This window comes from Lentibacillus jeotgali (genome assembly GCF_000224785.1).
GTDB lineage: Bacteria > Bacillota > Bacilli > Bacillales > Amphibacillaceae > Lentibacillus > Lentibacillus jeotgali.
Genome location: NZ_AGAV01000014.1, coordinates 303,163 through 323,826 on the forward strand (window position 1 = coordinate 303,163; position 20,664 = coordinate 323,826).

General features: G+C 40.2%; 18 protein-coding genes and 2 pseudogenes. 2 read left to right on the forward strand and 18 right to left on the reverse strand.

Annotated elements, in window-relative coordinates; all coding sequences use genetic code 11:
• Positions 1-666 precede the first annotated feature (666 nt).
• A pseudogene (locus tag ON01_RS11265) lies at positions 667-985 on the reverse strand (BlaI/MecI/CopY family transcriptional regulator); the annotation flags it as partial.
• Here ON01_RS11265 and ON01_RS18965 point away from each other — a divergent pair.
• Positions 981-1,178 (forward strand): annotated as a pseudogene (locus ON01_RS18965) (class A beta-lactamase); the annotation flags it as partial. The pseudogenes ON01_RS11265 and ON01_RS18965 sit on opposite strands and share 5 nt — an antisense overlap.
• A gap of 379 nt (positions 1,179-1,557) precedes the next feature.
• On the opposite strand, the gene ON01_RS11275 reads toward ON01_RS18965, so the two are convergent.
• Positions 1,558-2,271 (reverse strand): hypothetical protein, encoded by a 714-nt coding sequence (locus ON01_RS11275; protein WP_010531152.1) that lies wholly within the window; start codon positions 2,269-2,271, stop codon positions 1,558-1,560.
• Between the two features lie 1,405 nt (positions 2,272-3,676).
• On the reverse strand, positions 3,677-4,624 hold the full coding sequence (locus ON01_RS11280; RefSeq protein WP_010531153.1) for a quinone oxidoreductase family protein: 948 nt from the start codon (positions 4,622-4,624) through the stop codon (positions 3,677-3,679).
• Between the two features lie 217 nt (positions 4,625-4,841).
• Here ON01_RS11280 and ON01_RS11285 point away from each other — a divergent pair, with 217 nt between their 5' ends.
• Positions 4,842-6,071, forward strand: coding sequence for an IS256 family transposase (locus ON01_RS11285; protein ID WP_010531154.1), 1,230 nt, complete (start codon positions 4,842-4,844; stop codon positions 6,069-6,071).
• Positions 6,072-6,730: 659 nt separating this feature from the next.
• On the opposite strand, the gene ON01_RS11290 is transcribed toward ON01_RS11285, so the two are convergent.
• The 15 genes from ON01_RS11290 to ON01_RS11360 all read right to left on the reverse strand — a co-directional run bounded on the left by ON01_RS11290 (position 6,731) and on the right by ON01_RS11360 (position 20,655).
• Positions 6,731-7,012, reverse strand: coding sequence for a hypothetical protein (locus ON01_RS11290; RefSeq protein ID WP_010531155.1), 282 nt, complete (start codon positions 7,010-7,012; stop codon positions 6,731-6,733).
• Positions 7,013-7,016: 4 nt separating this feature from the next.
• Positions 7,017-9,158, reverse strand: coding sequence for a type IA DNA topoisomerase (locus ON01_RS11295; RefSeq protein ID WP_010531156.1), 2,142 nt, complete (start codon positions 9,156-9,158; stop codon positions 7,017-7,019).
• Positions 9,155-9,673 carry a restriction endonuclease gene (locus tag ON01_RS11300; RefSeq protein ID WP_010531157.1) on the reverse strand — a complete coding sequence of 173 codons (519 nt, stop codon included), beginning with the start codon at positions 9,671-9,673 and terminating at the stop codon, positions 9,155-9,157. Before ON01_RS11300 ends, ON01_RS11295 begins: the two co-directional genes overlap by 4 nt.
• A gap of 20 nt (positions 9,674-9,693) precedes the next feature.
• Positions 9,694-10,929, reverse strand: a complete 1,236-nt coding sequence (mobP2, locus tag ON01_RS11305; RefSeq protein ID WP_010531158.1) for a MobP2 family relaxase — start codon at positions 10,927-10,929, stop codon at positions 9,694-9,696.
• 3 nt (positions 10,930-10,932) lie between these two features.
• Complete coding sequence (locus tag ON01_RS11310) at positions 10,933-11,394, reverse strand: hypothetical protein (RefSeq protein ID WP_010531159.1); 462 nt, start codon at positions 11,392-11,394, stop codon at positions 10,933-10,935.
• A gap of 14 nt (positions 11,395-11,408) precedes the next feature.
• Complete coding sequence (locus ON01_RS11315; RefSeq protein ID WP_010531160.1) at positions 11,409-11,729, reverse strand: hypothetical protein; 321 nt, start codon at positions 11,727-11,729, stop codon at positions 11,409-11,411.
• A 259-nt stretch (positions 11,730-11,988) separates the two neighbouring features.
• The gene (locus ON01_RS11320) at positions 11,989-13,011 is read right to left on the reverse strand and encodes a hypothetical protein (protein WP_010531161.1); all 1,023 of its coding nucleotides are present in this window, start codon (positions 13,009-13,011) and stop codon (positions 11,989-11,991) included.
• A gap of 22 nt (positions 13,012-13,033) precedes the next feature.
• The gene (locus tag ON01_RS11325; RefSeq protein WP_010531162.1) at positions 13,034-14,161 is read right to left on the reverse strand and encodes a M23 family metallopeptidase; all 1,128 of its coding nucleotides are present in this window, start codon (positions 14,159-14,161) and stop codon (positions 13,034-13,036) included.
• A complete protein-coding gene (locus ON01_RS11330; protein ID WP_010531163.1) occupies positions 14,158-14,835 on the reverse strand; it encodes a hypothetical protein in 678 nt (225 codons plus the stop codon). Before ON01_RS11330 ends, ON01_RS11325 begins: the two co-directional genes overlap by 4 nt.
• Complete coding sequence (locus ON01_RS11335; protein WP_010531164.1) at positions 14,835-16,763, reverse strand: VirB4 family type IV secretion system protein; 1,929 nt, start codon at positions 16,761-16,763, stop codon at positions 14,835-14,837. The genes ON01_RS11330 and ON01_RS11335 overlap by 1 nt, the downstream gene beginning before the upstream one ends.
• Positions 16,764-16,777: 14 nt before the next feature.
• Complete coding sequence (locus tag ON01_RS11340) at positions 16,778-17,410, reverse strand: hypothetical protein (RefSeq protein ID WP_010531165.1); 633 nt, start codon at positions 17,408-17,410, stop codon at positions 16,778-16,780.
• A 29-nt stretch (positions 17,411-17,439) separates the two neighbouring features.
• Positions 17,440-17,748, reverse strand: a complete 309-nt coding sequence (locus ON01_RS11345; RefSeq protein WP_010531166.1) for a DUF5592 family protein — start codon at positions 17,746-17,748, stop codon at positions 17,440-17,442.
• Positions 17,720-19,666 carry a pLS20_p028 family conjugation system transmembrane protein gene (locus ON01_RS11350; protein ID WP_010531167.1) on the reverse strand — a complete coding sequence of 649 codons (1,947 nt, stop codon included), beginning with the start codon at positions 19,664-19,666 and terminating at the stop codon, positions 17,720-17,722. The genes ON01_RS11345 and ON01_RS11350 overlap by 29 nt, the downstream gene beginning before the upstream one ends.
• 79 nt (positions 19,667-19,745) lie before the next feature.
• Positions 19,746-20,336 carry a hypothetical protein gene (locus ON01_RS11355; RefSeq protein ID WP_010531168.1) on the reverse strand — a complete coding sequence of 197 codons (591 nt, stop codon included), beginning with the start codon at positions 20,334-20,336 and terminating at the stop codon, positions 19,746-19,748.
• A 76-nt stretch (positions 20,337-20,412) separates the two neighbouring features.
• The gene (locus ON01_RS11360) at positions 20,413-20,655 is read right to left on the reverse strand and encodes a YdbC family protein (protein WP_010531169.1); all 243 of its coding nucleotides are present in this window, start codon (positions 20,653-20,655) and stop codon (positions 20,413-20,415) included.
• Positions 20,656-20,664 lie beyond the last annotated feature (9 nt).

The following is a 20,664-nucleotide window of genomic DNA, read 5'->3' on the forward strand; positions in this document are numbered from 1 at the left end:
ATATTATACCCAAAGGGACGAAAGCTGCACACAATTATCATTCTACCCTTAATAAAGAAAATTTAGTTAATCAAAGCTTACGACTTTAATTTTGACGATAACGTTAATTATGAGAAACAAAGGGCAAAAAATGCCTTCAACTTCATTGATAGAAACTGACTATGGTTCTTTGCTTGTTCCACAATCTGGCTCTTACGCGCAAGACGGGTGTAACTCTTATTCCATTCTTGCGCCCTATCGCGACACCCATTTATTGCTTGATTTACATTTCCTCATTGTTTACTTGGATAATAGTTTCTCCCATATTGGATAAATAAAATAACCGACTAAAACAGCTAATACCATAATTAGTACGGAGGTAATAAAGCTGGCATCGTAGGTTAAATACTGTAGAAGGACTATTATTCCAACAACTAAGACTGTAAATAAAGTTTTTTTAAAAGCCATAAAAACACCTCCATTATTAAACATATCTAAACCACTATTATTTCTACAAGAAATTATTCCATTAAATTGCCCTTTAAAGCAATATCGAGCGAAGCTATTTTTCCAGATTAGCGCTCCGGTTTCTGGAATAAGCATATTAACCTAATAAGGCGATGGCGTTAGTTCAAAACTTTAGTCTTCTTCTAACTGTGAGAAGCACAATCATGCTTTCAACCAATTTCATTTTTCGGTTCCCTTTTTGTTAGTCTTTTCGTCCAAAATAGAACGTAATTCATTTATGTCCTCTTCTGACAAAGAATCCTCCTGGATGAAATGAACCAGCATAAACTTTAATGTTCCGCCATAAATTCGCTGAATAAAAGACTGTGCTCTGCACGCTAACACTCATCTTGCGAATAAAGAGGAAAAAAGTATAAGCCCTCTGATCTTTGACACCGATCACTTTTTTGTGAGTAAGACGATCCAAGAGAGTGCGTACGGTTTTTGGCTTCCAATCCGTTTGCTCCTGCATGGAGGATATTACTTCATTGGCCGTTTGTGATAAGAGTGGGGCCGGAAGTTATGGAACAAGAAATGACATTGTAGTTGTTTGGCCACCAAACAGAGAGCCAATCGTCATTGCGATTATGTCCCGCCATGACACGGAGGATGCCAAATATGACGATCTACTGACTGCAGAGGCTGCCAAGGTCGCACTTAATGCTCTAAAGTGGATACTAGAAGCGGGATAGTTTGAGTAATTTTGGAATCACGACAGGTTGATTAAACAAAAAGTGAATAAAAACTTAACCTTAGACCGATCATTCTTTTTAGGGATAGTCGGTCTTTATCCCATTTTCCCTCTGAAAACAGTTCTACTGTATTACCTCTATTCAACAAATTGGCCCTTTTCAGATAAGCACTCCTAATCCAAAGAAACCCACAAGTATCCAGCTATCTCTCCAAAATTTGTAACTCCTTCTCTGAAAGTTATTAAATTAAATGGCCTTTATATTCGGCATTCTCGCTAATTCTTATTCCTGATTAGCGGCCGTTCGTATTATAAGGTCAGCCAGTCATTTATGGTTGACCTATTTTGAATAGATTTTATGCTTAAAGACGTGCGCTTGTCTACCAATTGAAAAAAGCTTTTAATGCAATCATTGTGACGGCGTAGGCAAGAGATGGAATTAAAAAGGAAGGCAGATGCGCATTTTTTTCGAATGGAAGTTCTTTACTGATAACGTTAAATAACATTGCACCAGAACTAAAAGCAACCATCGAATCAACAATTAGGCCTGACGATGGGCCGAAGATACCTGTTAATGCCCCAATCAATGTTGCGCCGGCAAGCATATAACGCCCTCTCTTTTTGTGCAAGCGATAGTGTTCCTTTCCCAAATGATAGGACAACCCAATAAAGTGAAGACTAACAGCCAATCCATAGAACAGTGATTCAACCCGCTGAACATCAGAAGCAAATACAACATAGGTGATAATAAAAGAGTAGGCCATAAAGAAACTTACTTGTACCATATAAATAGTCTGTTCCTTTAGCCGGGATGCTGTCTTTGTCTCAGCGAAGGCGTATACCGCATAATAAATTAGTAAACCAAGAAGGCCAAGAAAATAAATCTCTGTGTCAAGGGCCAACGATCCTCCAAGCTTATCCTGTTTCTCGTGAAGCGTCGGCAAGATATACACAAACACATAAGCGATAGCTACACCACCCGATATCGATAGTAGCTTTTGCTGCCCAATTGGAGAGCGTTCGACTATCGTTAATGCGTATAGCTGTATGACGATAAATACAATACCTATAATGATTGATTCAATTGTAACCATGTCTGTCTCCTTCAACGATTGGTTTTTGAGTTATTCCCATTAATTAAAGTGGAGAAACTACAGTTTAGGTAGAAATCTTGTTCCATAATGACTTAACTAATACAGAATCGGCCACTTTGTTAATTCTCCCTGATGAGAGAGCTTTTACCGCAAGTAACACCTTACAGAAGGGTGGAAAGGGGCAATTCACCCTTTTTCCTTTCACTGTACCGCATCATACTTTTAATATTTCCTTATCGCCCATATATAATGTCGTAATACTTCAGGAATTATGACAGAGCCATTTTTCTACGGATAGCCATTTAACTAAATGTTTCTTGTTAATAGGGATAGGGTATTTTAATTGCAAAATACAAAAATGTGCAAGCATTTATGGATTAGTAGCCGCTGATTAAAATTGAGAAATGATGAATAGTTTTGGATGGAAACAAGTAATATGACATTGGTTGCTATTTTCTGGAGTCGATAAAAGGATCGCAAGCAGCAACTTGCGATCCGGACAGTTATCCGCAAGGCACGGCGACTCCGAATCGGGATTTTCACAAAAGAGTAATTACCCCACGTTTACGGAGACGGCAGGGTGATTACTACTTTTCATGGCTGTCAACAAGTAAAACAACGAGTGTTCCAAACATCAACATCAACTCGAGAGTCTTGTCAATTTCAATCACTCGCTCACCCCTTTCTGAAGGGATTCGAAGCCGCCAAGTAAAAAGAGTAAACTTTTTACTGCTTCCCACGAGAAGCGTCACCCTGTATAGCATGTCTACTTTAGTATACTACAAAACAGATGTTCTATGTGTTAATTTTTAGTAAATAGTACAACATTCTCATAAATTAGTGTTATTAAAGCCTACTGACTGCACAAAAGGATGTTTATTCCGATAGGCACTCGTTTAAGGAGTATTATTAAGCCAATCTTTACTGGAGATAAGTTGTTGTATGAATTTTGATAGTAAAGAAGTGGATTTCTTGGTATAATCCACTGAATTTTATTGCTCCTATTATATAGGGACCAGATTTCTGAATACAAATCCAGACTAGATGGATCTACTTCTGAATAAACCTCTAATTCCGGTGTACCAGCATGCTCATAGCCACTTGATGGGAACTATTCAGAAAATATTTTTTCCATGCTTTCTGTATCGCATCCGGCATCGACCCATTAGCGAGATAAGGTACGTCCAGCTTCAAAATGAAACTGGGTAACTGAATGATACAAAGACGTCATTACTTACGTAAGATGAATAGAACAAAAGCTGTTTAGTATTGGGGCATTATTTAGTCAACAAAGTGGAGGATTAGCCCCCTCCACTTTGCTTTAAAGAAAGATCAAAAAGAAATGAGGTTCATATTCCATTCTCGAGCCCGTTCGTATTGTTGAATGTGAGTGATGTTGTTCAACCTAAACTTTAAGACAAAGTTTTCCCAAATAATGATTATTGAGAGCTAGATGTGCATCACAGGCATCTTTTAATAAAAATGTTTGATAAATATGAGCTGTTAAATTCCCCAATTTAATATAATTGTTGAGTCTACGCATAATCTCGTGATCAGGGTCGCCGTTATAGCCAATTGCCCTTATACCAAATGGAACCTTAGGCTCCGGATATATCCCATTAGGATAGGCAATACGACCATCAGATCGAATACACTGAATTGCTTTTTGTGCAAATTCGCCACCAGCGGTAAGTAGTGCAGTATCAAGGCCATCAGGTGCAAATGAACTAGCTGCTGATAAAATATCATCTTTTCGCCCGTTTACAACATCATCAATTCCTAGATTTTTAACCATAGTGACACCGTCATCACCTGAGGCTACTGCAAAAACCCGTGCCCCCATATTCTTAGCAAGCTGTACCGCTAGGTGCCCTATTCCTCCACTGGCCCCGAAAATCATAATAGTCTCATCTTGTTTCAGTTCTAAAATATCCTCAATTCCACGCAATGCAGTTAAACCTACCCCAGATATTACACTGGATTCCGAAAGAGTTAAACTATCGGGAATGCAAAATACATACTTAGAATCTAAAGCAACGTATTCTGCATAAAAACCGCCTTTTGGGTTAAGAAAGCCTGGGGCGTATACCTTATCACCGACATTAAAACGACTAACCTTTTCTCCAAAAGCTACAACAGAACCAGCACCTTCAGATCCTAATACATAGGGAAACTTTGGCTCAATGCCAAGCATTTCTGCATATCCGCCTTCTCGTTCAAAAATATCCCATTCTCCTACCCCTGCATAATCAACACGAATTAGCACATCACTCGGTCCGATGTCGGGTACCAAGATATTTTTCAACACAAACTCATCGGGGCCGCCAAATTTTTCAAGCACTTCAGCATTCACAGTGTTTATACCTCCTTCGTTTGATTTACTACATATCTATTATACAGACTAACCCTGACAAGGGCTATCACTATAACAGGTAATTTTATTAATAATAAAAATCCATTTATTCAACAAAGTGGATGACGTAAAATAGTTTGTGTAAATTCTTTGAGACAAAAAAAGAGGTAGGGTACCCTCGGAATTGGCTATAAATAGAGAGAGGAGAAACCCTACCATGACTCAAAGTATAACGAATGATGGCTTTATGAATCAACTGGATAGTCTTGTACGTGATTTTGTCAAAGACCAGCTCGAAACGATTTTGGTAGAGGAAAGGGAACAGTTTTTCAACGAAGAACATCCTGAATTGAAGCAAGTAAAAAATGGTTACTACAAACGAACGCTTGATACCAAGCACGGCCATATTGATGATCTTGCTGTGCCCCGCGACCGCCATGGTGAATTTCAAACGGAATTGTTCTCACCTTACCAACGCCGTGATCAATGGGTTGGCGAAACGGTAACGAGAATGTATCAGAAAGGTGTCAGCACGCGTGAAATCGGGCAAATGATTGAGCACATGCTGGGCTCTGCTTATTCGGCAACAACGGTTAGTAACATCACAGACGTTACACTCGAAAATATCGAAACATGGCAGCAGCGCCCACTAAAGAAACGTTATTCAATCCTTTATCTTGACGGGACTTACCTGAAGCTGCGCCGCGATGATGTCGCCAATGAAGTCGTGTACTTGGTCATCGGTGTGTCTGAAGACGGTTACCGCGAGATTCTCGGTTTCTATGTCGGTGGCCAGGAAAGCTCACTCGGCTGGAAAGAAATTCTCCGCGATCTTTACAATCGGGGTGTTGAGGAAGTGTTGCTTGGTGTTTTTGATGGCCTGCCCGGACTTGAAGCAGCGATGAAAGAAATTTATCCAAAGGCTGACGTCCAGCGCTGTGTGGTACATAAAGTTCGTAATGCCATCAACGCCGTTCGTAAAAAGGATCAAACAGCTGTAGCCGAGGATTTAAAGGCTATTTATGAGGCCAGCACGAGTGAAGAAGCCATGAGTCAATTTAAAACTTTTCAAGAGAACTGGCAAGGCAAGCATCCAAAAGTCGTCAAATCATGGGAAGAGGACTTAAATGTGCTTCTGACATTCTTGAAATATCCCTTATCAATCCAGCGCATGATTTATACTACGAATATCATTGAGCGGACGATGAAGGAAATCAAGAAGCGTACAAAAACGATGAACAGCCTTCCCAGTGAAAAGGCAGCAGAAAAGGTGGTATACCTTCAATCAACCGAATATAACCAAAGATGGTCAGAGCGGAAGCTCAGAGGCTTCGCAAGTGCTTATCAAGCGTTACAGGAAATGTTTGAAACGAGATACGGCAAGCACAGCGGATCACAAACGATCGAATTTTCAGATATTATCCCGGGTACCCGGGATAATATCTGAAAATACCAACACCACCTATTCTGAGGAGTATCCTATTTATTTACACAAACTTCTTGACGGTACCACAAAGTGGCTTTATAAACCAAAAAAGGACGCAATTCTTGTTCCGGAATTTGCGCCCGTTAGTTATACATAAGACTTACACAATAATTGCATATTATATAAATGATGTGACAATAAGTCATTATAGCAAACGTTTAAAGTGACAGCTCGTGTTCCAACGTTCCTTGCTTCCCAAGTCCCTTACAACGTAGCTATCCATACTGGACGTAGGTGCTCCCTTTAAGCCTGTGAGCTTGATACCGCCGTTGTCCGGTATAGCGTATTTCAGAGGGCGCATTTTTACTCTACACCACTCACGTCATCGTTGGATGACACATAAGTTTCCCTATGTTTTAACTCTAGACCCGTACATTCGAAAGTTTGTCAGTTCCTTTCTCAAAGAACATTCTCACCATATCCAGTTTTTCAGCCGCGCGGCATATCCGTCGGCATACCTTCTCTAAGAGAGTGGCTCCAGCCTTCGTTCTGCCGAATCACCTGTGCTTCATACCCCAAGGCCTGTCAGCCTTAACGCATGCAGGATTTGTTGACGGGATGGTTTCAGGAAACTTGGTTCCATCTTGTAACGTTAGAATTTAATAAAATTCCCCGCATGTTCACGCCTCAAAGCGTTTATAGCGGAACTTGTCGCGCGCGCCCGTTAACGGAATATATTTGGTTGGTTCACCATCTAAGATGACGGTTTTCGTATCCAAGTCTAATGGAATCAAAGCATCCTCATCTGCTTGAATAATCGTTTGAATTGCATCCAGTGTTACAGGATCAATAGATATTTCGACTTCACCATCTTTGACAATGAATACGACACTGAATTCTTTACCTTCCTTCACATAACCGATATCTACAGACTGATACGCACCATTTACATACAAATCCATACAATCACCCTTTCGGAAACTCAAATGTTAGTTTTTGTTCTGTCGTATTATAGCGCAAGTACGCATCAAATGTCTTTCCTTTCTTGCTCTTAAATCCTTTCACTAAATTGGTTTTATTACCTACCAGCAACTTTTTAATGTTGGTTTCACTGATTGCTTTCCCTAAGAATCGTTTAGGCAAAGTAAACGTGCAGCCATCTCGATAACGGGAACAGCCATAAAACTTTCCTTTATCCTCAATCTTCCCTCCTGCTTTACCACATACCGGACATTCACCAACAATGTTCTGTTCTTTAGCTTCCTGAAATTGTGATTCAAGCCTCTTCATTTTCGCTGGCGCATCTTTCAAAAGTGATGCCAGCATCTGTTTTATCTTGGAAATGAAGTGTACTTGTGAACCTTCATTTTGCCCGATTTTGTGTAAATAAGTCTCCCATTTGGCCGTCATCTCCGGACTGGCTAAAACTGTTCCTTCAACCGCCTGACATAACATTTGCCCTTTCCCCGTAACCGACACTTTATTCTTGTTTATCTCGATATATTGCTGCTTTTTCAATGTATCAAGTATATTTGCCCTTGTTGCTTCAGTCCCAATACCTTCATTCTCTTTCAATGTATGCTGCAATGTTTTATCATCAATTTCTTTACCAGCCTGTTTCATAACGTTAATTAATTGGCCTTGCGTATAGGCCTTTGGAGGTTTCGTTTTTCCCTCAGATATATCAATCTTAACGTTACAAGATTCCCCTTCTTTTATAGACGGAAGAACCGTATTGTGTTGTTCAGCATTATTCTCATCATCAGACGTTTCTTCCGTGAATAAAACTCTCCAGCCTTTCTTTAATTCCACTTTGCCGGTTTTCTCAAAGCACAAACCGTTTAAATCAACCTCCACCTTTGTTTCTTCATATTCATAATCGCCAGCGAACATCGCGAGTGTCCTTGCTATAACTTCCTGATAAATGTTCCATTCTTTGTCGGTCAGATCCTGTTTATTTGGTGCCTGTTTTGTTGGAATGATGGCATAATGCTCGTTGACTTTGGATCCATCCACATAACGCTTTCGTGCATCAGGATAGACAATATCCATGGTGACGTTTAAACAGGATTGATAGGTTGATAGATGACTTTTTAAGTAAGCAAACTCACTGTCCGTAATATGATGACTGTCCGTTCTTGGGTACGATAATACCTTTTTCTCATACAATGACTGTGCCGTTTTTAATACGTCGGATGGACTATACCTCCATTTTTTATTGGCTGTTGCTTGCAGCGTTGATAATGAATGCAGCTTCGGCACTTTCTGTTTCTTTTGCTCTTTTGTAACCTGTTGTATGGTGCCTTGATTTTCGCCAGATGATAGACTGTGAGAACCCAAGATGTTCATGGCTTCTTCTTTTGTTTGATAACGTGCTTTCACTTTTGCATCAAACGAACCGTTCTTGACACTTACATTGCCAACCAACTCGAAAAAAGGTTTGGAGACAAAGTTCTCGATTTCCTGCTGCCGTTTATACAATAAATAAAGGGTGGCGGTTTGTACCCTGCCAACACTGAAGACGCCTTTCATGCCGTTTTGTTGCAGGAGCAATGTATATAAACGGGATGCATTCATACCGACTAGCCAGTCACTCAATTGTCTTGTCTGGGCTTCTTTATACAATGAAACATAGTTGTTCCCATCCTTAAGTTGCTTGAACCCTTTCTGAATTTCATCCACTTCCAATGAGTTTATCCATAAACGCTTGGTTGGTTTATTGGAAGCGCCGGCTATATTGATAATGCTTCTGGCGATATTTTCACCTTCACGATCACAGTCAGTTGCGACAATGATGTCATCTGTTTCCTTCAATAATCGCTTCACAACGTTAAACTGTTTCGTTTTATCCTTACCTACTTGAAACTGAAATGTTTCCGGAAATATTGGTAAGTTATCTAATTGCCACTGCTTCCAGGATTCACTATAAGATTCCGGTGGGACGAGTTCTACTAAGTGACCAAATCCCCAGGTGATATAAGTTTTGCCTTGAAAGAATCGATCATCGTCTACCTCCATGTAGCCATCTTTTTTACGAACATGTTGAAACGCTTCTGCATAGTGCTTTGCTTGACTTGGCTTCTCGGCTAATACTAATGTAACTGTCAACTCAATTCGCTCCTTTTCCGTGTAAACTGTTTTGGTTGCTTCGTTGGATTAATCTTTACAATAAACTTTTCTAACTCATACCGGTTTAATAATGTGACGCCGCATGCTTTGGCTAGTGTTTTAGCCTGCTTCGTGAAAAAGGAATTCGTGATCACCCACGCTTCATCTGCTTGATAAAAAAACATGGCTGCCAATACTTCGCGTACGGCATCCATGCTGACTTTATGTTTATAGCCATAGCGCTTGGCCTGTATTACAATTTTATTTCTGCCTTTAAGCACCACATCTGCTCCGTAGTCACCTGATTTTTGTGTAACAACTGGCCGATACCCCAGCTCCTTAAACAATACTTGCAGGTACGCTTCAAACTGATAGCCTTTCATACGGTCAATATCTCTTATGCCTGATTTTTTCATCAGGTTAAACCGTTTTTTCTTCTTAACGTGTTTTAGTATCATTGGTAAAACAAACAGAACAACCACCATAGCACTGAAAAAGAATAATAGATTGCCCAATCACGTCACCACCTTTTTGTTTATTCATAGCCATCCATTAGTCGATCAAATTCCTGCAGGTTTCGATCTTTTTGATAATCATAAAATGTTCGACGCATAGCTTTACTTAATTTCATCATGGAAGCATTAAACGCATAAACAGTCTGATGTCGATCAGTAAATGATTTTTGAGACGGCAATGATTGCCATCGTTTTGGCTGAAACAATAAATCCTTTTGCGCTTTCGCATATTCACGCATCTCGGACAGCACTGCATTCCCCATGCGCTTCTTCAAGTCATCCAGTTTTGTTTGTTTATATTGCTCATATTCGCTGCTTTCACCATACATCTCTTTCATCACGTTCACTTCCTCATCCAATTGCTGGTGCAACTGTTCCATGTCACCTACATGAAACTGCTGTAAATAAATCGTTGTTATTTCATCTATATACGGTCTTGCATCATGAATCGATTGATAACCATATCGCCATTGTTTCTTATCCGATGGAAGGTGGTTCATGGTTTCCTGAAATAATGCTTTTGTTTTGCGATAAGTGGACAACGAAACACCATTTTCTTTTTTATGATGAACGGTAACACGGACAAGGTCATCAATTTTATTCCGTTCATGCGTTCTATCCAGAATCATGTTGGCCACTTTGGATTTCATTTTATCCAGTGTCTTGGGTTTACGTTTGGCACGATATTCTTCCTGCCACGTTTGCGTTTCCTTATCAAAAACGTCCATTGTTTCACGTGTTGGATAGGTTTCAGTTGAAGCAATATGGACATGAATGTTGTCGGTATTATAATGTAAAGATGCTGTCCATACAGCTGAGTTTTCCATGCCTTCTGACTTCAACACAGTATCCATCGTTTCCCGGACAACCTTCCGCATGTTGGCTTCATCAACGATATGTGTTGTTGGATTATAAAGACCTTGTTTTGTCAGCCATTCATTATCAAAACTAATGACATCCTGCCACATGGTCGATTCATTTTGTTGTGCTTTTTGGAACTGTTGCTTCAATGTTTTTTTGTCATTCGGATTCAACTGATCACTATCTTTTGTGAATAGGTCACCTTGTTTTGCTTCATCATCCATGTAATCCATGAAGTCATGAAAGACAAAAAAATCACCCGTTTCTTTGGATGATTGGTTCACATGAATATGACGTTTGGCATCTTCACGATCAATATAATTGATATAATCATTAAATGTATTGGACCCAGGCGTGACAAATTTGCTTCGTAACACAACCGCAGGACTGCTCATGCATTAAACCTCGCTTCCTTGTTGCTTTTGTGACTTTCGCTTTTCATAATCGAGTTTCTTTTGACGATGTTTATGGATACGTTTTTGAATTAAGTCTTCTGCTTGCTGCATCCCATTCGTCTTGTATTTTTCAGTCGTAATCAAATCTTTAAACTCATTGATCAAATAATAATGATTCATAAACTCTAAAAGTATTTTTGTATCACGGTCAACCACATTGCCGGTGACTTGAATACGATGTAATTTATCTTGCATGGTCGCAAACTTTTCATCCATTAAATCCGATATCATATTTTTGAACAGAGCATATTTTTCATCACGGTCTGTATAAAAGTAATCAATGGCTTCCGTAATCACATCTGCTTGTGATACATGTTTCTCATCTGCAATGGTTTGTATCTTGTCTTTTGTTGCTGGACTTAACAAAAAGTATGAACCTTTCTTTGTTGTCTTTTTTTCATGCATTTGTCATCATCTCCTTATATATTTATCTTGAACACCTTCTCCAAATAATCATCTACTTCTTCAGGATCAACATCCAACACAGTGGCTAGTAACAAATACATTTTCATGGATTGTTTTTCTAATTGGTCAAGCCGATTGTACGTTATTTCTAATGCATCACCAACGCGACTTATCGTTGAATCCAATTCTTTTTCAGCTCGTTTAATGCCATTAAACTGTGCTAAATCTTCAATGTGTCTTTTTAATAATTCATTCCGTGACACCTTTTGTTTTCGTGCTTCGTCATTTAAAACTTTGACGGCACCGGTGTCTACATCACGTACTTTTATTTCCATCACTGCATCATTCCTTTCCGTTAATTGGCTGCATGTTCACACAACAATATGACGTATATGCCTTCCCTTTCTGTCAACTTCCTTCTATGCGTGTAACACCTGCATGAGAGCGCAATAGTATTGAACAGGATAAGGGGAAAATGTCCCCACACAAGGTGGGGAACTAGGCAGAGCCTAGTTTTCCGGTAAGACCAATTTTTCAAGTGATTATATAGCTTTTATATAGGTGTCTATATAGGTTTAATATAGGTCTTGGGCGCTATTTTTCATCCTTTTTGGCGGAACCATTGTTATCATCTTGTTGGTTATTGCTCGCAGCTTGTTTATCCCTTTTCGCATTATCGGCATCCACTTTGTCATGATCTTGTTGCTGATTGTCATCCTTATTTTGCGTCAAAGCATTCAGTTTTTCTTCACGATTTTGATATTTATCCTGGAGCTCCTTCACCTTCTTTTTCAGTTTTTCGATTTCACTTTTCGCGTCTTCGATAGCTTTATCCTTTTGTTCAATCTCCCGTTCTGTGTCAGTTTGTTCTTCCTGCGTTTCAAATGCCATGTCTTGTTCCAATGATTTTTTCTCTTCCTTAAGTGTCGTTATCAGGTCTTCCTGAAACGGTATATCTTCCTCAATAATGGTGGTGATTTCTTGTTTTGTGCGTTCCATATCGGCCATAATACTTTCTTTCTTGTACCCTTTATCTGTCTTGGTTACCAATGATTGATTGATGTCGATCTTTCGGTAATCCCCAACGATAATGACTTCTTCCGGCTCAGGCAAATCAGATTCGTTAATGTCCTGATCGGTCACTGTTGCTTCACCACCTTTGTTTTCCAGTTGTTTTTTGTACTCCTGTTTCAGGATGTTTTGATCACGATGTTCCGTCACGAATAACCCGATCACTTGAAAGGATTCTGGGACATCTTCAATCTGAACAACCATGTTATTGTCTGACTGATACACCAATTCCGCATTGTATTTTTGACTGGCATGTTGCTCTTTTGCATAAAAAGAAAACGTCGGTTCGACGGCATCTGTTCCGGTATGGTTACGTTCCATGGTCACCTCCATCAATTCATTTGACGGGTTATATTCCCAATCACGAAGCGTTAATATGGTTTGACTAAGCCCGCCAATTGATTCATTAAATGCTGTTTGAGCTATCGCGCTGTCATCATACATCCAAGTTTTGGACGTAAAAAAAACGCCAAACGCTAGGCCGACGACAAGTAATAGACTGATATAGGTTTTGTTTTCACGTCCGCGATTCAATTTATTTTTCACTTGGTCACACACCCTTCCTTGATTACTGTTTACCGGTTAAAAATGGTTTAACGTACGGCATCGGATCAACTTTTTCGCCATCTATAATGACTTCAAAATGCAAATGAGCTCCAGTAGATGCACCTGTTGAACCAACCTTGCCAATGACATCACCTGCTTTAACTTTTGTTCCTTCTGACTTTCCTTTTTCCATCATGTGCGCATATCTTGTCCGCATACCGTTACCATGTTTGATTTCCACATACCAGCCATAACCTGTACCCATGTTGCTGCTGCTTGATTGAAACGTCGTGCCATTTGCTTTACTGATAACAATTTCACCATCCGCAAATGCCGTTATTGGTTTTCCACGAATACCATTCGATGCAACATCAATGGCACCATGAAACGACGAGCAGCCACCGCAACTCCGGTTGCCAAAACCGGATGTAATGTTTTTGGTATGTGATGATATCCACGCTTTATCGCCAATCAGTTCCATATCTTGCTGGTTCGATGGTTCACAATTCATCGTTAAACCGCCTAACTTTTGTGCAATCTCTTTCGTCGTTGGCACCCAGTGTTCATTTAAATTGTTTGGATCATTTTCAGCACCAACCGGCGCATAGACACTTCCTAATTGTTCGATTGTCACCAAACCATCGACTTTGATGCGGTTATATAATGTTTTGGACATGGATTCTAATCCGTCTTTCAATGTTGGAAAAGAAAAAAGGCCACTGCCATCCGGGTTCATCAAGCCACCCGGATTATTTTTTTGTTGAACCGCATTTGATGTTCCCCAGGCTGTTTCATGCATGGCAATCGAAGAAAACAAGACTGGATCAATACCACGCTTTTCGGATAGGTTCATAATGTCATCACCATATCCTTTTAAGGCACCTGAACGTTCCTTGTTTTGAAAAACAGACTTCCACTTTTCCTGGTTAATCTCACCTGTTGCTGAGCATACATAACCGGCAGATGGATTGTTTTGTTTCGATTGTTGTTCGTCAACACTCCCGCCTAATGCGCCAATAATCGCAAACATAATGGTCATTAAGACTAAACCAATCAATATGGGAATGACATTCGCTACAGCAAGTCCAATTATCCACCCGATCACTTTTTTCTTGCCAATGGCTTTTACGGCACCCCAAATATGTTTCATGTGTCCTTCTTTCCTTCCATGCCTTCATCAGGGGTTACCATGTTGTTCACGAGCCATTGATCGTTGTGCTGCACCATGGTCAGATAAAACAGCTGCGTTCGTTGATTGGTCACACGTCCATTTGATGTAATATGCCACGAGGCAAATGCACCAAATATCATGTTGTTAGATTGTGATGCATTAGAAGCAAACAGTTCTATGGATTCAATACTGCGTTCAACATTTGCTTCCTTCACTGTTTGAATAGATTGCTTGATTTCCTCCAAAAATGAAGGGGTTACGACACCTTTCCATTTACCCCAGTCGGCGATTTGCGATAAATAAAGAGCAAGCCCTTGTTTTGCTTGCTCCTTTGCAGTGGTGACAGCCTGCGCACCAAATTGTTTTTGATATGTGGTTTCATGTTGATCTTCCGTTTGCTGGTTATTATTATCTTCTGTAGCATTCTGTGTATCTTGTTCAGCATTTAAATCAGGTTTAGCACTTAATGCTTCATCAATTTTGTCTTCCTGAAGTTCTGGTGGTTGCTCGGTTTCCTGCTGTGATTCATCGAATAAACTCTCTGGGTTTTGTTTTTCTACGTTATCGGTTGTCCATTTCCAGACATACATCGCTATGATTAACAAAGCAACGATGAGAAGGAATATAAACTTATAAAGAACCCGTTTCTCCATCACAAGCCCCCCTCAAACAGATGCAATTCTTCGTCCGATGCTTCAATGGAAAGCATTAAGTTGCCAACACCACTGATACTCAATAAACATTCCCCTTGTTGTAATTGCGGGACATGTTCCAATTCACTGTCCGTCAGTTGTCCTTCAAAAACGGTCCGTAACGTGTCCAATGAATTGGCATCCTGCTGCATTACAAATTTATATTGGGTTAGTTCAAATAACGTCCGTATTTTGGTAACCGTATCCGTGTCGGAGTGGTCAGGCACAAAATCACGGATCGATTGACTGGCCAGAATGAGTCCACCGAAATACTTCCGTGCCTCTCGTGCAAAGTCCGTTAAAAACTTCACCGCCAGCATGTTTTCTGAATGAACCAGTCGATGCGCTTCATCAATCATGACCAAAAAACGTGTCGCTTCATCGACATCAAACGCTTCATCTTCATACATGAGCTTCTTTTGTGACGAGCCTATTTGGATCAAGTTGTCCCAAATTAAGTTCAATGCGTTAAACATCTGAGCATTGAACACATTTTTTTCGAGTCCTGTCAAATTACGAATCGAAAAGAAAATCACTTGTTCATCTGTAATGTCAGGAATCGTTGTATGACCATTAAACAAATAAGCAAAACTGTTCACCAGATTATCAATCACCAATTCAATTTTTTCGAGTCGCTTAACCCTTGTAGATGACAGCTCTGAACGAATGATTCGCTTCTGGGTATTGTCATAGAGTTGGTTACGGATAAACATTAAAAAGTCACTGAATATGGGGTATGCCTCATTAACCAGTGACGTAATACCAGTTGTATGAATTTTATCCGAAAAACCGAGTGACTCATAAAAAAGCCGCAGCATCTTTTTAAATTCTTCGATTTCCTCAGCAGAAGGGTCACCTGCAAGAAACATATAAAAGGTTGCCACCTTGGATATGTGCTGCATAAAACTGATTTCCTCATTCTTTTCCGGATGACTATTGTCTTCTGTACGAAAGATTTGCAAAGGATTGATCACGCCGTCACTGCCATCAAGACTAATGGTGTGTCCATTCACGGACTGAACAAGCGTCTTAAATTCACCGGTGACATCAAAACCACGAATAAAATGGCCACGTGCTTCATTATCCATCAATAATTTTTTAAGCGTCGTTGACTTACCGGCACCCATCTTCCCGACAACCACCGCATTAAAGAATCGCCTCATCTTATCCTTATGGAAAAGATCAAACAGCACATTACCTCCGGTAAACGATGTTCCTAAATAACTGCCGGTACGATCATTTAATTCCGAGAAATGATAAGGCAAGCCTGATGCGAGTGTCAAAGCTGGCATTCCTTTTCCCTCCCGTTTATTTGGAAAGGCCAGTTGTTGTTCGTAAGGAAGAAATAAAGACTGCCATTCCCAATAGGTTTCATTTAAGAATACCTGTCCTTTAAACCCGAACGACTGTAACTTGGACATGGTCCGTTCCACTTTCTTATCCAGTTCCCAAATGGTTGGTGACGCCACAAATAATCGAATATGCAGTAATTTAATGACTTCCCCCATTTCACTTATTTGCCGATACAGATCTTCCATCTCCTGATAACCGCGTTGTGCATCCATCCGTTCAGACTCATGTTTGGAACTTCTAAACCGGACACCCTGTTCCACCATACTTTTATTAATCGTACTCACCATCTCATCCTGATGCATTGTTGCCACATCGGTTACAACGGTCACATCATACATGGCCATAATCTTATCCAACCACAACACATCAACGCTGGATGGATAGTCAAAAACATGAATGCACGCTTCATAGCCATCCCCTTTTTTGATGTATTTGTCTTTAAAACGAATACCGCCTTGTGGTTGAATCGCTGTCAGAAAATCTTTATCCAGTTCAGGTGATTTCGGTTTACCTGATTGTTTTGTCTGCATTGCCATGAGAATCATCCTTTCTATAACTTCGTGTTTTGATTGTTTAATAGAAACAGAATCTGTTCCTTTTTGGTTCGTGGCAGTTCTGTTAATGGAAAAGCCTGCTGCATCCCTTGTATCGCATCGTTTTTTCGGTCAGTCAGTTCCTGTTTATCATCGGCATACACAAAAATAAAGAACTCACGATTTGAACGTTCGCGTTCCAAAAAGTCAAACTCAACTAATTTTTGGTCGATATATTCCAATCGAATAGGATTGGTTGTCTGTTCGCGCTTTTTCAGCCAATACGTGCGCTGGGCTTCGGTATTCGCTGGAAAGTTTAAAATGATCTCTTTATAGGACCTGAAATAACTTCGTAAAAACCGGGTTCGGTTCATCAATAAAATGTTCAAATCCGTATCGTTCAAGGCATGAATGTTTTTCGTTTGGATCTGGAGAATATCCATCACACCATCCTTCAACAAAATATAATTATCGTGTATTTGAATAAACGGCAGTATCTCTGGTGTTTGCCGTAACATTTTGTCTTTCTTAATGCTTGAAGATTTATCACGCTGTTTCGTTTGAAAAACGCTCTTGATTTTAGTCGCCCATGACCTTCGGTTCGTCTGTTTATTAGATCCACCGTGAGTCACCTTGCCTTCTTGGCTCATGTTAACTGTTGACCTCCTTCCGTTACGCGTTACTGGCGCAATTGACTGTTTTCCTGCTTGTGCTTATCCATGGCATGGTAAACCGTTTTTTTATGGCGAAAAAATAGAATGAGTGATTCATAATGTCTTTTTTTCGGATTGTGGCTGGATGGCATGAATAGATAAATCATGAAACCAACCACTACCAAAAAGTACGGAATCATAAAAACACTATGAACCAAATCCCGCAAAATCGTTAAAACTAAGAGGGAACTAATCAATAAAATGACTAGCTCCCGCATTTCCAACCCTAAAATTTTCGGTTTTGCCTTAATCTCTTTTGGAATCTCGTATGTCATGGTCTCTCAGCCCCTTTTGCATATCTTTTGGTTTTTTCACATCCTTTTTATCCAATCCTTGTCGGATACTTCCACGAACATGATTCATTTTCTGTCCGGCATCGTAACCGGTGTTATGTGCCCGTGTTAGGAAATGACTGGCTCGCTGCACCGAACGATTTCCACCAAACAAGGTATGTTTTGGTTTTGGATGGATATGGCCATCTGAAGTTCCCACATTTGGCTGATTCGTCATTTTCGGTGATGTTGGGATATTAACATGGCCAGATGGTTCTTGCGACTGTCCACCATGGATAGATGATGGTGTGACACCACCTGAATGATCGGAACTCATACTGGCCGATTGTTGACCTTGTCTTGGCATTGAATTGACAGATGACGGTCGAGCTTCCTGTGCCGGTTGCCCTTTTCCGACAGTACTGCCATCATTGTTCTCATATCGTGGCACCGTATTGCCTTTTATGGTGTTTGTTGAGAATTGGCCTTCTCGACGCGGTGATTCAGCATGTCGCTGGGAAGGCATTGGTTTCACATGGCTGTTATTTTTCAGTGCCCGTGTCATGCCAGCACCACCGGCAACTGTACCACCGCTAATCTTGCCGCCTGTTTTTAGCATTTTACCACCAGCTTCAGCTGTCATTTTGCCGCCTGCACCAACCATACGACCAGCAGCATAGCCGCCCATCATGGCCTGCCAGCCAGAACGCAGTCCGGCATCAATGCCCAACAACCGTTGCACAATATCAGGCGCATCAATCAATGCCCAAGCTCCCGCAATCAACAATAGGATGGTACCAATAATGCCAATATGTTGTTCCATATCATTCGCCCATTGCGCATAAATGATGAACATCCGTAATAGCACCATCATCACAAAAATGACGGCAAACGTACTGGCAATCTCGACTAACACTTTTTTCAAGCGTTGACCGCCCGTTAAGTCCGTTGCTGCCGTGAACATGGCAAATAATTGATGAAACGCCAAGTCAAACATGGCTCGCCCAATTTTGATAGTTGTAATGACCAGCGCAAAAGCTGTTACTGCCAATGTAGCTATTACAATACCCCAATTCACGTGATACCTGTAGTAGCTTTGTTGTCCCAGATTGGTAGCTGGTACTGTGTTTGAGTTTAAGTCTACTATCCTTGTTCCACCATCACCTGTTGAAATAAGGCGTTGTGTTAAAAAATCATATCCTTGCCCACCGCTATCTTGTTTTTCTTTCAATTCACTCACCCACGGTTTTGTTGTCCAACTAAACCAGCCTTCATCTTTTTGAACATCCAGTTTTTCATTCACTTGGATTGAAGAAGGATCTTCTAATTGATTCCCGTAGGTATAATCCGTTGTCCCAATATCTTTATTTTGGGAATCTGGTGGATGCGGAAGCAAATTTTCATTGCCTGCCACGGTCTCCTCATTGCTTCCATTTGCGTAATTGAAGTCACTTTCAACATAATACCTCACATCAGCGATATTCCGTTTAAGGACGTTATCGGAGAGTGTTCCGGGTTCATCTAATGCCGATACACCTTCGTTCAACAAATCATTCATCATACTCATGAGATTCGGCAGGATGACGATGACACTCACAGCGATCAAAACATTCATCAGCACGTCATTACGTTTTTCAATCTTATTCAACATAAACTGAAATCCGACAACGATAAGTGTGACAACAAACATGCCAAACACATAGGGCTGAATCGTTTCGATAAATCGATTCATAGCCGGATTATCATATACGCCGCCAAGTGTGACAACATCTGTTGCCACACCTTCGATCCAATTGTTAATCCAAACTAATGCTTGAATAATTCCCCACCCAATATTACGGATGAGGTCATCATAAAGCCACCCACTGCTGATATCTAAAATGGCAGCTAAATCTTCATAAAGCTTTTTCAACTCATCCATGAATAAATACACTTCCCTCCTTCATTGACATAAAAAAAGAACCTACCCTGAATACAGGTAAGTTCTTTTTTATATTTACTTAGTACGTTAAGTTTATTTCTTGATCGTTGACATAGTCGATGCTAAATTGAATTTCCTTTTCTACCTCGCTGTATAAATCATCATCAAGAAATGTATTGCTTTCTGTATTAGCATCACCGATTATCGTATTTAAATTCCATGCAGTTCCCTGGTATGCATAAGTCGAATTAAACTGTCCCCCATGTACAACAGCCATTCCGCCATTTTCAAAAGGGTTGTGACCTGACACCCGATTATTATACTCTTCACTCATAGCGTCTACTTTTTGCTTTTGTTCATCATCAAGCGTATTAAGGTTCATGTGAAATGCTGTCATATCTTTATCTTTCAGAGCTTTATCATAGGCTTCAAGCAATTTAGTGTTTTTCACATAATCTTGTTTCGCATCATAAATCAAAACGTAAAAAGCTTCGTTATTATCCTTTTTTGTCATCACATCATCTAATGTCGTTTCATTCAATCCAGCTTTTGGTGTTTCGGTCGTTTCATCACTGTTATCTTCTGCAGCACTATCCGTTCCACCACAGGCACTTAAAACCAGTAAAACCGATATTAGTATTAGGGTGAATAACGTTCGTTTCCGTATCAAGTTACCATCATCTCCCATACAACCTTTTGACGACAGTATAACAGTCCTTTTTGGCACTTAAAATGATTATCTCGTACTATTCTACATCCGGTACTTTCATATCTAGTATCGTTTTTAGCTTACTTAGCTCATTGGCCGTAAACGTAAAGCCTTTGCCCAGCCTCGTTTTATCCGGATTCCACCACCTCACATCATATTTCGGTTCATCACCATTCCAGCTAATGATGTTAAGTTCTTTTGTCCAGCCTGCCTGACTTTCATGCAATACGGCGATTTCTTCAATTACATCCCAATCCACACGATATTTAGGTTCTTTCATAACTTCTCA

Coding starts and splice junctions, on each gene's coding strand:
- ON01_RS11275 (WP_010531152.1), bottom strand. CDS start 2,271: ATGGTTACAATTGAATCAATCATTATAGGTATTGTATTTATCGTCATA.
- ON01_RS11285 (WP_010531154.1), top strand. CDS start 4,842: ATGACTCAAAGTATAACGAATGATGGCTTTATGAATCAACTGGATAGT.
- ON01_RS11290 (WP_010531155.1), bottom strand. CDS start 7,012: ATGGATTTGTATGTAAATGGTGCGTATCAGTCTGTAGATATCGGTTAT.
- mobP2 (WP_010531158.1), bottom strand. CDS start 10,929: ATGAGCAGTCCTGCGGTTGTGTTACGAAGCAAATTTGTCACGCCTGGG.
- ON01_RS11310 (WP_010531159.1), bottom strand. CDS start 11,394: ATGCATGAAAAAAAGACAACAAAGAAAGGTTCATACTTTTTGTTAAGT.
- ON01_RS11315 (WP_010531160.1), bottom strand. CDS start 11,729: ATGGAAATAAAAGTACGTGATGTAGACACCGGTGCCGTCAAAGTTTTA.
- ON01_RS11325 (WP_010531162.1), bottom strand. CDS start 14,161: ATGAAACATATTTGGGGTGCCGTAAAAGCCATTGGCAAGAAAAAAGTG.
- ON01_RS11330 (WP_010531163.1), bottom strand. CDS start 14,835: ATGGAGAAACGGGTTCTTTATAAGTTTATATTCCTTCTCATCGTTGCT.
- ON01_RS11335 (WP_010531164.1), bottom strand. CDS start 16,763: ATGGCAATGCAGACAAAACAATCAGGTAAACCGAAATCACCTGAACTG.
- ON01_RS11340 (WP_010531165.1), bottom strand. CDS start 17,410: ATGAGCCAAGAAGGCAAGGTGACTCACGGTGGATCTAATAAACAGACG.
- ON01_RS11345 (WP_010531166.1), bottom strand. CDS start 17,748: ATGACATACGAGATTCCAAAAGAGATTAAGGCAAAACCGAAAATTTTA.
- ON01_RS11350 (WP_010531167.1), bottom strand. CDS start 19,666: ATGGATGAGTTGAAAAAGCTTTATGAAGATTTAGCTGCCATTTTAGAT.
- ON01_RS11360 (WP_010531169.1), bottom strand. CDS start 20,655: ATGAAAGAACCTAAATATCGTGTGGATTGGGATGTAATTGAAGAAATC.